Annotated in this window: 14 protein-coding genes; all 14 read right to left on the reverse strand. The window is 65.1% G+C overall.

The window, feature by feature from the left end; genetic code table 11:
* Positions 1 to 3: 3 nt before the first annotated feature.
* Positions 4 to 297 (reverse strand): acyl carrier protein, encoded by a 294-nt coding sequence (locus AC1DU6_RS01015; RefSeq protein ID WP_056205534.1) that lies wholly within the window; start codon positions 295 to 297, stop codon positions 4 to 6.
* A gap of 20 nt (positions 298 to 317) precedes the next feature.
* A complete protein-coding gene (locus tag AC1DU6_RS01020) occupies positions 318 to 581 on the reverse strand; it encodes a phosphopantetheine-binding protein (RefSeq protein ID WP_056205536.1) in 264 nt (87 codons plus the stop codon).
* A complete protein-coding gene (locus tag AC1DU6_RS01025; RefSeq protein ID WP_477855879.1) occupies positions 559 to 1,377 on the reverse strand; it encodes a lysophospholipid acyltransferase family protein in 819 nt (272 codons plus the stop codon). The genes AC1DU6_RS01020 and AC1DU6_RS01025 overlap by 23 nt, the downstream gene beginning before the upstream one ends.
* Positions 1,361 to 2,161, reverse strand: coding sequence for a beta-ketoacyl synthase chain length factor (locus AC1DU6_RS01030; RefSeq protein WP_477855880.1), 801 nt, complete (start codon positions 2,159 to 2,161; stop codon positions 1,361 to 1,363). Before AC1DU6_RS01030 ends, AC1DU6_RS01025 begins: the two co-directional genes overlap by 17 nt.
* 63 nt (positions 2,162 to 2,224) lie before the next feature.
* Entirely contained in the window at positions 2,225 to 2,641 is a 417-nt protein-coding gene (locus AC1DU6_RS01035) for a F0F1 ATP synthase subunit epsilon (RefSeq protein WP_056205540.1), read from the reverse strand.
* Positions 2,642 to 2,712: 71 nt separating this feature from the next.
* Entirely contained in the window at positions 2,713 to 4,128 is a 1,416-nt protein-coding gene (gene atpD / locus AC1DU6_RS01040; RefSeq protein WP_477855881.1) for a F0F1 ATP synthase subunit beta, read from the reverse strand.
* Positions 4,129 to 4,169: 41 nt separating this feature from the next.
* On the reverse strand, positions 4,170 to 5,042 hold the full coding sequence (gene atpG, locus AC1DU6_RS01045) for a F0F1 ATP synthase subunit gamma (protein WP_477855882.1): 873 nt from the start codon (positions 5,040 to 5,042) through the stop codon (positions 4,170 to 4,172).
* Between the two features lie 57 nt (positions 5,043 to 5,099).
* Positions 5,100 to 6,653, reverse strand: coding sequence for a F0F1 ATP synthase subunit alpha (gene atpA / locus AC1DU6_RS01050; RefSeq protein WP_457322012.1), 1,554 nt, complete (start codon positions 6,651 to 6,653; stop codon positions 5,100 to 5,102).
* A gap of 94 nt (positions 6,654 to 6,747) precedes the next feature.
* Positions 6,748 to 7,281: a F0F1 ATP synthase subunit delta gene (locus tag AC1DU6_RS01055; protein WP_457322010.1), complete on the reverse strand. Its 534-nt coding sequence runs from the start codon at positions 7,279 to 7,281 to the stop codon at positions 6,748 to 6,750.
* Positions 7,282 to 7,752: a F0F1 ATP synthase subunit B gene (locus AC1DU6_RS01060; protein WP_422018027.1), complete on the reverse strand. Its 471-nt coding sequence runs from the start codon at positions 7,750 to 7,752 to the stop codon at positions 7,282 to 7,284.
* A 74-nt stretch (positions 7,753 to 7,826) separates the two neighbouring features.
* Entirely contained in the window at positions 7,827 to 8,102 is a 276-nt protein-coding gene (atpE, locus tag AC1DU6_RS01065; RefSeq protein ID WP_056205553.1) for a F0F1 ATP synthase subunit C, read from the reverse strand.
* A gap of 80 nt (positions 8,103 to 8,182) precedes the next feature.
* Complete coding sequence (gene atpB, locus AC1DU6_RS01070; protein ID WP_056205556.1) at positions 8,183 to 9,037, reverse strand: F0F1 ATP synthase subunit A; 855 nt, start codon at positions 9,035 to 9,037, stop codon at positions 8,183 to 8,185.
* 16 nt (positions 9,038 to 9,053) lie between these two features.
* A complete protein-coding gene (locus AC1DU6_RS01075) occupies positions 9,054 to 9,551 on the reverse strand; it encodes an ATP synthase subunit I (protein ID WP_056205558.1) in 498 nt (165 codons plus the stop codon).
* A gap of 150 nt (positions 9,552 to 9,701) precedes the next feature.
* On the reverse strand, positions 9,702 to 9,942 hold a 241-nt coding region (locus AC1DU6_RS01080), incomplete at its 5' end, for an SMP-30/gluconolactonase/LRE family protein (RefSeq protein WP_477855883.1).

Below are 9,942 nucleotides of genomic sequence, written 5' to 3' on the forward strand. Positions count from 1 at the left end.
GGATCAGGCGGCGCGCGGCAGCGCGGCCTCGTCTTCACCGGTGGTTTCTTCGGCCTGCTGCAGCAGCGCGGTCAGGGCGTTGACGACGTCCTGCAGCGTGCGCACCGATTTGAAGGCCTCGGGCTGCAGGCGCTTGCCCACCAGGGGCTTGAGCTTGACGATGAGGTCCACCGCGTCGATGGAGTCGATGTCCAGGTCGTCGTACAGCCGGGCTTCCGGGCGGATGCGCTCGGGCTCGATGTCGAAGGTCTCGACCAGGATGGCCGACAGGCGCGTGTAGATGTCGTGTTCGGTCATGGTGTGAACTCCCTGGCGATTCAGCCCTTGCGGCTCGTGGCCACGAAAGCTGCCAAAGCCCGGATGGAGCGGAAATGGCGGCGGGTTTCCTCCGAATCGGCCGACATGGTGACGCCATAGCGCTTTTGCAGCGCCAGGCCCAGCTCGAGCGCGTCGATGGAATCCAGGCCGAGGCCTTCGACGAAGAGCGGCTGCTCGGCGTCGATGTCGTCTGCGCTCATGTCCTCGAGATTCAAGGCGTCGATGAGCAAGGTCTTGATTTCAAGTTCCAGGCTCTGTTCCATCGCCTTTTCCCCCAGAAAAATAGTCCCGCAAGTATCCCGTGAGCCGTCTTGCAGCGAGCGGGAATTCTCCGTGAGCACCCTCTAGAAAGGGTGTCACGGCGATGTCCTCGCCCACATCCAGACTCAGGTGTAACGGCCGGTCGTGGGTTTTCCACCACGGCCAGCCTTTGCTCAATCCCAGCGGCTCGCAGCGAATGCGCACTGGCGTGATGGCCACGCCCGTGCGCAGGGCCAATTGGGCCGCACCGCGCTGCAACTGCAAAGCATGCCCGGGCCTGCTTCGGGTGCCTTCGGGAAAAATTACCAGATTGCTGYCCGCCTGGAGGCTGGCGTTGAAACCTTCCAACACCTCGCTGCCACGGTCGTTACGCAAATAGTTGCAGGCCCGCACCGGCCCCCAGGTGAAGGGGTTGTCGCCCAGCCCGGCACGCACGACGCAATCGGCGTTGGGCGTGCGCCCGATCAGCGCCACCACGTCGATCAGCGTCGGGTGGTTGGCCAGCACCAGCAGGCCACGCCGCTGCAAGCGCTCGGCGCCCGTCCAGCGCACGCGCACCAGACCGAGCAGCGTCATCAGGCCGATAAAGCCGCGAAAGCTGGCCCCCACCAGCGCACGTGACCAGCGGATGCGGCGCACCGGGTCCCACACCAGCAGGTTGATCAGCGGGAAGGCGAGCACGCCCATCAGCAGGCCGCCAATACCGAAGCAGGCGAAGCTCAGACCCGTGGCCGGCACGCGCCAGGCGCGGGACCAGGCCCGGGACCAGTCGGGCAGCAGGCTATCGAGCGACGACATGGCGCCACTGCCAGTCCGCGGCGCCGTCCACCTGGCGCAGCTCGGCGGCGGGGTCGAGCAGCCACTGCAGCAGCTGCAGATTGGGTGACAACGTGCTGGGCGACGCATTCGCCAGCGCGGCCTGGCGCGTCAGTTGCACGGCCGGCTCGCCGGCGCGCGCCACACGCAGACGCAGCGCAAAGGCATGCGGCGGGGCGATCAGGGCGTCTAGCCCGGTATGGGCATACAGCACCGGCAGCGGCGCGTCGAACACCGTCAGCAGCACGGCGGGCGCGCCGGCGGCCAGCAGCGCATGGGCTTCGACCCAGCCGGCGGCGGCGCTGACCTCGCCCGCGGCCACCGCGCCGACATTGGCAGTGATGCCGCGCTGGATGGAGTACTGGGCGCCGATGGCGTTGTGCACCGAGTGGCTGAAGGCGGTCGGTGACAGCGCCTCGCCCTGAGCCAGGTCCTGCAGCATGGCGACCGAACGCGCCAATTCTCCCCAGCGCGACGCGAACACCAGGGGCATGGTCGCCAGCGCCGCCGCGTCGACGCCCTGCTGGGCCCAATAGGCCACCTGCAGGGCAGCGCGCCCCAGCGGGTCGATGCGCCGCCGCGCCATCGCCGGCACTTCCGGCAGCGGTGGCGCGGCCGGTGCGTCGGCGGTAACCGGTTGCGGCTGACGCAGCCAGGCCCGCCAGTCGTCCTGGGATGCCAGACCCGGCGCCCACGCCGCCCACTGCTCGACGTGCAGGGCCAGGCCGTCCTGGGCGGCAACGGGGGCAGCGGTGGGCGTGGTCATGGGCGGGTCTGAAAGTAGAAAACCCGCCAAGAGGCGGGCTTGCGGTTGAGCCAGGGAATGCCCTTAGCTTTTCGCGCGGAACTTGCGCAGCGCCGCGACCTGGGCCGCCAGCGTGAGCAGCTCGTTCTGGATCGCGGCCTGGTCGAGTTCGCTCTTGGCGTTCTTCAGCGCTTCCTCGGCTTGCTTCTTGGCCTCGATGGCCTTGGCTTCGTCGAGGTCCTTGCCGCGGATGGCGGTGTCGGCCAGCACGGTCACGCGGTTCGGCTGCACTTCGAGAATGCCGCCGGCGACGAAGACGAACTCTTCGGTGCCGTCCGGGCGCTCGATGCGCACGGCGCCCGGCTTGATGCGGGTGATCAGCGGCGTGTGCTTCGGCAGGATGCCGAGCTCGCCACTCTCGCCCGGCAGGGCGACGAACTTGGCCTCGCCGGAGAAGATCAGCTCTTCGGCGGAGACCACGTCGACGTGGAGGGTTGCCATGTTCAATCTTCCTTAGCTAACCATTGAAGAAGTCTGGTGAGAGACGGGACGCCGAGACGTCCCCGTCAACCTCACTGGATCTTCTTGGCCTTCTCGAAAGCTTCGTCGATGGTTCCCACCATGTAGAAAGCTTGCTCGGGCAGGTGGTCGCACTCGCCGGCCACGATCATCTTGAAGCCGCGGATGGTTTCCTTCAGCGGCACGTACTTGCCGGGCGAGCCGGTGAAGACTTCGGCGACGTGGAAGGGCTGCGACAGGAAGCGCTSGATCTTGCGGGCGCGRGCCACSGMCARCTTGTCYTCYKSCGACAGTTCRTCCATGCCCAGGATGGCGATGATGTCGCGCAGTTCCTTGTAGCGCTGCAGCACCTGCTGCACGGCACGGGTCGTCGTGTAGTGCTCTTCGCCGACGACGTTGGGGTCGATCTGGCGGCTGGTCGAGTCCAGCGGGTCCACGGCGGGGTAGATGCCCAGCGAGGCGATGTCACGCGACAGCACGACGGTGGCGTCCAAGTGGGCGAAGGTCGTGGCGGGCGACGGGTCGGTCAAGTCATCCGCAGGGACGTAGACGGCCTGGATTGACGTGATCGAGCCGACCTTGGTCGACGTGATGCGCTCTTGCAGGCGGCCCATTTCCTCGGCCAGCGTCGGCTGGTAGCCCACGGCGGAAGGCATGCGGCCCAGCAGTGCGGACACTTCCGTGCCGGCCAGCGTGTAGCGGTAGATGTTGTCCACGAAGAACAGCACGTCCYTGCCTTCGTCGCGGAACGACTCGGCGATGGTCAGGCCGGTCAGTGCCACGCGCAGACGGTTGCCCGGGGGCTCGTTCATCTGGCCGTAGACCATGGCGACCTTGGAGTCTTCCAGCTTGTCCTGGACGACGACGCCGGAGTCCGACATCTCGTGATAGAAGTCGTTGCCCTCACGGGTGCGCTCACCTACGCCGGCAAACACGGACAGACCGCTGTGCGCCTTGGCGATGTTGTTGATGAGCTCCATCATGTTCACGGTCTTGCCGACGCCGGCGCCRCCGAACAGRCCSAYCTTKCCGCCCTTGGCGAACGGGCAGATCAGGTCGATCACCTTGATGCCGGTTTCCAGCAGGTCCTGCGACGGGCTCAGCTCGTCGTAGGCCGGGGCGGCGCGGTGGATGGAGGCGGTCAGCTCGGAAGAGACCGGGCCGCGCTCGTCGATGGGATTGCCCAGCACGTCCATGATGCGGCCGAGGGTCGCCTTGCCGACCGGCACCTTGATGGTGTCGCCGGTGTTGAAGACTTCGGTGCCGCGGCGCAGGCCGTCGGACGAACCCAGCGCGATGGTGCGGACGACGCCGTCGCCCAGCTGCTGCTGGACTTCCAGCGTCAGGGCCGAGCCTTCCATCTTCAGGGCGTCGTACACCTTGGGCATGCGGTCGCGCGGGAATTCCACGTCCACGACGGCGCCAATGCACTGAACGATCTTGCCGACTGCTGCTTGAGTGTTAGCCATTTTTGCGTTCCTTCAATTCAATTCTTTGCGTGCCGGGTGACTCAACCGACCGCGGCTGCGCCGCTGACGATCTCGGACAACTCTTTGGTGATCGCTGCCTGGCGGGTCTTGTTGTAGACCAGCTTGAGCTCACCGATCAGCGTGCCGGCGTTGTCGGTCGCGGCCTTCATGGCCACCATGCGGGCGGACTGCTCGCTGGCCATGTTCTCGGCAACGGCCTGGAAGACCAGGGCTTCCGTGTAGCGCACCAGCAGTTCGTTGATGACGGTGGCGGCGTCCGGCTCGTAGATGTAGTCCCACGAGTGGCCGGCCTTGTCCGTCTCCATGTCGCTGGCCTTCAACGGCAGCAGCTGGTGCACCTTCACCTCTTGCTTCATCGTGTTGATGAACTGCGTGTAGCAGAGGTAGACGGCGGACAGCTTGCCTTCGGCGTACTGGTCGAGCAGCACCTTGACGGGGCCGATCAGGGCCTCGATGTGCGGCTGGTCGCCGAGCTGCGTCGCGTGAGCGACGACGCGGGCGCCAATGCGGTTCATGAAGCCCAGGCCCTTGCCGCCGATGGCGACGACTTCGGCCTTGTGGCCCGCCGCTTCGACTTCCTTGAGCTTGGCCGTGGCCGCGCGCAGCAGGTTGGTGTTGAGACCACCGCAGAGGCCCTTGTCCGTCGTGACGACGACCATGCCGACCGTCTTCACGCCCTCGTTCTTCACGAGGAAGGGATGGCGGTACTCGGGGTTGGCCTTGGCGAGGCTGGCCGCGATGTTGCCGATCTTCTCGGCGTAGGGGCGAGCCGACCGCATCCGTTCCTGCGCCTTGCGCATCTTGGAGGCGGCGACCATTTCCATCGCCTTGGTGATCTTCTTGGTGTTCTCGACCGACTTGATCTTGCCGCGGATTTCTTTGCTTGAAGCCATTCGAACTCCTAGTCAGTGCAGGGCTAAGTTGAAGCTCAGCCCCACGTGTTCCGTGGCTTAAGCGAAGGACTTCTTGAAAGCCGTGATGGCGGCGTTCAGTTCAGCTTCGGCGTCCTTGTCCATCGCCTTGTCGGCTTCCAGCTTGGCAAGCAGGGCGGCGTGGCTGGTCTTCAGGTACTGGTGCAGGCCGTGTTCGAAGGCCAGGACCTTCTTCACTTCGATGCTGTCCATGAAGCCCTTGTTGGCGGCGTACAGCGACGCGGCCATCAGCGAGATGGACAGCGGCGAGTACTGGGCCTGCTTGAGCAGTTCCGTCACACGGGCACCGCGGTCCAGCTGCTTGCGGGTGGCTTCGTCCAGGTCGGAAGCGAACTGCGCGAACGCAGCCAGCTCACGGTACTGCGCCAGGTCGGTACGGATACCGCCGGACAGCGACTTGATCAGCTTGGTCTGGGCAGCACCACCGACGCGCGACACCGAGATACCGGCGTTGATGGCGGGGCGGATACCGGCGTTGAACAGGCTGGTTTCCAGGAAGATCTGGCCGTCGGTGATCGAGATCACGTTGGTCGGCACGAAGGCGGACACGTCGCCGGCTTGCGTTTCGATGATCGGCAGTGCCGTCAGCGAACCTGTCTTGCCCTTGACTTCACCCTTGGTGAAGGCTTCGACGTAGTCGGCGTTCACGCGGGCGGCGCGCTCCAGCAGGCGGCTGTGCAGATAGAACACGTCGCCAGGGTAGGCTTCGCGGCCCGGCGGGCGGCGCAGCAGCAGGGAGACCTGGCGGTAGGCGACGGCTTGCTTGGACAGGTCGTCGTAAATGATCAGCGCGTCTTGGCCGCGGTCGCGGAAGTACTCGCCCATCGTGCAGCCCGAGTAGGCCGACACGTACTGCATCGCAGCGGATTCCGAAGCGGAAGCGGCGACGACGATGGTGTATTCCATCGCGCCGGCCTGCTCCAGCGAGCGCACCACGTTCTTGATCGACGACGCCTTCTGGCCGATGGCGACGTAGACGCAGGTCATGTTCTGACCCTTCTGGTTGATGATCGCGTCGATGGCGACGGCGGTCTTGCCCGTCTGACGGTCACCAATGATCAGTTCGCGCTGGCCACGGCCGACAGGAACCATCGAGTCAATCGACTTCAGGCCGGTCTGCACCGGCTGGTCCACGCTCTTGCGCGCGATCACGCCCGGGGCGACCTTCTCGATGACGTCCGTCATCTTGGCGTTGATCGGGCCCTTGCCGTCGATCGGCTCGCCCAGCGCGTTGACGACGCGGCCGATCAGCTCGGGGCCGACCGGCACTTCCAGGATGCGGCCCGTGCACTTGACGGTGTCGCCTTCCGAGATGTGCTCATAGGCACCCAGAATCACGGCGCCGACGGAGTCGCGCTCGAGGTTCAGGGCCAGGCCGAAGGTCTGGCTGCCGTCCTTGGCGACCGGGAATTCGAGCATTTCGCCCTGCATCACGTCGGACAGGCCGTGGACGCGGACGATACCGTCGGAAACGGACACGACGGTGCCCTGGTTGCGGATGTCCGTGCTGCCACCAAGACCCTCGATACGGCTCTTGATCAGTTCGGAAATTTCAGCGGGATTCAGTTGCATGCTAGGTCTCCCAGGTGGCCGTTCCTTCGCCGGATCAAGGGCGGGGTCAGACGCGGGGGTAAATCGGAATGTCTTGCGGGTGTCCAGCTGCGGATCAGGCAGTCAGCGCAACTTTCATGCGCTCAAGGCGGGCTTTGACGGAGGTGTCCAGCACCTCGTCACCCACGACGACGCGAACGCCGCCGATCAGGCCGGGCTCCAGCTGCACATGGGCTTCGAGCTTGCGGCCGAAGCGCTTCTCCAGCGACGCCTTGAGGTCGGCGAGCTGAGCGTCGCTGATCTCGTAGGCGCTGAAGATCTGCGCGTCGGACACGCCCGAAGCGGCGTTGGCCAGCACGTGGTACTGGGCCACGATCTCGGGCAGCGCAGCCAGGCGGCCGTTCTCGACGATGGCGCGCAGGAAGTTCTGCACACCGGCGGCGAGGTCTTGCTTGGCCGCGGCGGCGATGACCGCAACGACTTGCTCAGCCTGGGCCTTGGGGTGATCGGCGAACTGGCGCAGATCGGCGTCCTGCGCCACCTGGGCCAGCGCGTCGAGCTGCTTGCCCCAGGCGCCCAGGTCTTGCGACTTGGCAACCTGGAACAGGGCTTCCGCGTAGGGGCGGGCGATGGTGGCGATCTCGGCCATTTACAGCTCCGTCTTCAGGCGAGCCAGCAGCTCGGCGTGAACGCCGGCGTTGACTTCCTTCTGCAGGATCTGCTCGGCGCCCTTGACGGCCAGTGCAGCGACTTGCTCGCGCAGGACTTCGCGAGCGCGGGAAACCTGCTGCTCGGCGTCGGCCTTGGCGGCGGCCAGGATCTTGGCGCCTTCTTCTTCGGCGCGGCCCTTGGCAGCGTCGACGATGGCGGCGGCGCGCTTCTCGGCATCCGAGATCAGCTTGCCGGATTCAGCCTTGGTCTGAGCCAGTTCCTTGGCGATCTGCGCTTCGGCGCCGGCCAGTTCGGCCTTGGCCTTGTCGGCAGCGGACAGGCCAGCGGCGATCTTCGCGGCACGCTCGTCGAGCGCCTTGATGATCGGCGGCCACACATACTTCATCGTGAACCCGACCAGGATCAGGAACACGATCATCTGAACGATGAGCGATGCGTTAATAAACACCTTGGTGCCTCACAAAGTTTCGAGTGCGGAAACCTCCGGGGCAACCTTGGCCACGGCGGGTCGACAGCATCGAATTACTTGGCGCCAGCAGCCAGCGCAGTAGCGATCTGGCCCAGGAACGGGTTGGCGGTGGCGAACCACAGGGCGATACCCGTGCCGATGATGAAGGCCGCGTCGATCAGGCCGGCCAGCAGGAACATCTTGGTCTGCAGTTCGTTCATCAGCTCAGGCTGACGAGCGGCGGACTCAAGGTACTTGCTGCCCATGATGCCGATGCCGATACAAGCACCGAAGGCGCCCAGACCAATGATCAGACCAGCGGCGAGGGCAACAAAGCTAATGACTTCCACGATGACTCCTTGAGGGGAAAAAAGAGAGAAAGGGTTGAGGGAAAACTGCTTGGAAAAACTGGGGGACGGCTGCTGCGGGATCAGTGCGCGTCGTGGGCCTGGCCGATGTAGACCAGCGTCAGCATCATGAACACGAAGGCCTGCAACGTGATGATCAGGATGTGGAAGATCGCCCACACCGAGCCCGCGATGATGTGGCCGATGGCCAGGCCGATGCCGGTGGCCGACAGGCTCCAGGCGCCGCCCATCAGGGCGATCAGCATGAAGATCAGTTCGCCGGCATACATGTTGCCGAACAGTCGCATGCCGTGGGAGACCGTCTTGGCGACGAACTCGATCAGCTGCATGGCCAGGTTGACTGGGTACAGATAGACCTTGTCGCCGAACGGTGCCGCAACGAGCTCGTGAGCCCAGCCGCCGGCGCCCTTCATCTTGACGTTGTAGATGAGGCAGGTGATCAGCACGCCAAGGGACAGGCCCATGGTCATGGACAGGTCCGCAGTCGGCACGACGCGCAGGTAAGCGTGGTGGTCACCGGTGAGGTTCTGCCAGATCCAGGGGAACAGATCCACCGGGAACAAGTCCATCGCATTCATCAGGAAGATCCAGACGAACACGGTCAGGGCCAGCGGCGCGACGAGCTTGCGGCTGTTGGCGTTGTGGACGATGCCCTTGGCCTGATCGGCAACGATCTCGACGAGGATTTCGACGGCGGCTTGAAAACGGCCCGGGACGCCCGAAGTAGCAGCCTTCGCGGCGCGCCACAGCAAGAAGCTGCCCACCAGACCCAGCAGCACGCTGAAGAAGATGGAGTCGAGGTTGACGACGGAGAAGTCGACGATGCCTTGCTGCTTGCCACTCTGCGCGTGGTTCAAGTGGTGAATGATGTATTCACCAGCGCTCGGGGCTGCTGTTTCGTGGCCTTCTGCTGCCATGTTTCGTTCTGCCTCGTCAGGTCAATCTGCGGCCACGCCACGCGAGCGCCAGCCAGTTCACTTTGATGCACACCGCGAGGGTGACCAGCAGGGCTGGCCAGCTCAGGCCCGGCACCACCTTTGGCGCCAGCACCAGCATCGCGATCGATGCACCGATTTTCAAAAATTCCCAACCCATGAACCCGGCAGCCGCACCGACCGCTGAATCCACGCGCTTTGTCATGCCCCGCGCCAGCAGCATGTTTGGCAGCACCACCGCCGCGACGCCATAGAGCGCCGAAACCATGGCCACGCCGGACGCCGTCCACAGCCGGATCACGGCCACGCACAGCAAGCCTGCCACCAGCTGCATCCCCAGCACACGCCAGGGCGACAACATCGGCAACGCCGACTTCAGCGCTGCCGCCTGCTCAGGGCTCAGGGCCTTGACGGGCAGCTCCTCTTTGTCGTCGTCCCAGCCGCCGGCCGTCGAAACGGCGGGGGGCCAGGTCTTTCGGGGGCCGTTCTCGGTCATGGCGCCAGGGTCCTGGGGTGGGCGGCTCAACCCCCAAAACTACCAGGAGCTGATTGCACCGGGATGRCGCACGGGCGCCACCCAACAAAGCCAGCCATTATATGTGACGAGTTACACCGGGGTAAATACGCCCCCAGGCCGACACAGGATTCAGGCGCTTGTCAGGGTCGCGGGCAAGCCCGGCACGTCGACGCGCAGTTGCAGCACGGCGCCAGCGAGCGGCTCGCGTTCCAGTTCGTCGGCGGGGCGCTTCTCGCGCGCCGTCGTGATGAAGAGGGTGCGCAAGTCAGCGCCGCCGAAGGTGGGCATGGTCGGGCAGGTCACCGGCAACTCGACACGCTGCACAACTTCGCCGGTCGGCGCAATGCGCAGCAGGCAGCCACCTTCAAAC

Source organism: Roseateles sp. P5_B10, from assembly GCF_056400485.1.

What these genes read in the sequence shown, in the direction of transcription:
- AC1DU6_RS01015 (WP_056205534.1), bottom strand. Translation starts at nt 297, where the DNA reads ATGACCGAACACGACATCTACACGCGCCTGTCGGCCATCCTGGTCGAG.
- AC1DU6_RS01020 (WP_056205536.1), bottom strand. Translation starts at nt 581, where the DNA reads ATGGAACAGAGCCTGGAACTTGAAATCAAGACCTTGCTCATCGACGCC.
- AC1DU6_RS01030 (WP_477855880.1), bottom strand. Translation starts at nt 2,161, where the DNA reads ATGACCACGCCCACCGCTGCCCCCGTTGCCGCCCAGGACGGCCTGGCC.
- AC1DU6_RS01035 (WP_056205540.1), bottom strand. Translation starts at nt 2,641, where the DNA reads ATGGCAACCCTCCACGTCGACGTGGTCTCCGCCGAAGAGCTGATCTTC.
- atpG (WP_477855882.1), bottom strand. Translation starts at nt 5,042, where the DNA reads ATGGCTTCAAGCAAAGAAATCCGCGGCAAGATCAAGTCGGTCGAGAAC.
- atpA (WP_457322012.1), bottom strand. Translation starts at nt 6,653, where the DNA reads ATGCAACTGAATCCCGCTGAAATTTCCGAACTGATCAAGAGCCGTATC.
- AC1DU6_RS01055 (WP_457322010.1), bottom strand. Translation starts at nt 7,281, where the DNA reads ATGGCCGAGATCGCCACCATCGCCCGCCCCTACGCGGAAGCCCTGTTC.
- atpB (WP_056205556.1), bottom strand. Translation starts at nt 9,037, where the DNA reads ATGGCAGCAGAAGGCCACGAAACAGCAGCCCCGAGCGCTGGTGAATAC.
- AC1DU6_RS01075 (WP_056205558.1), bottom strand. Translation starts at nt 9,551, where the DNA reads ATGACCGAGAACGGCCCCCGAAAGACCTGGCCCCCCGCCGTTTCGACG.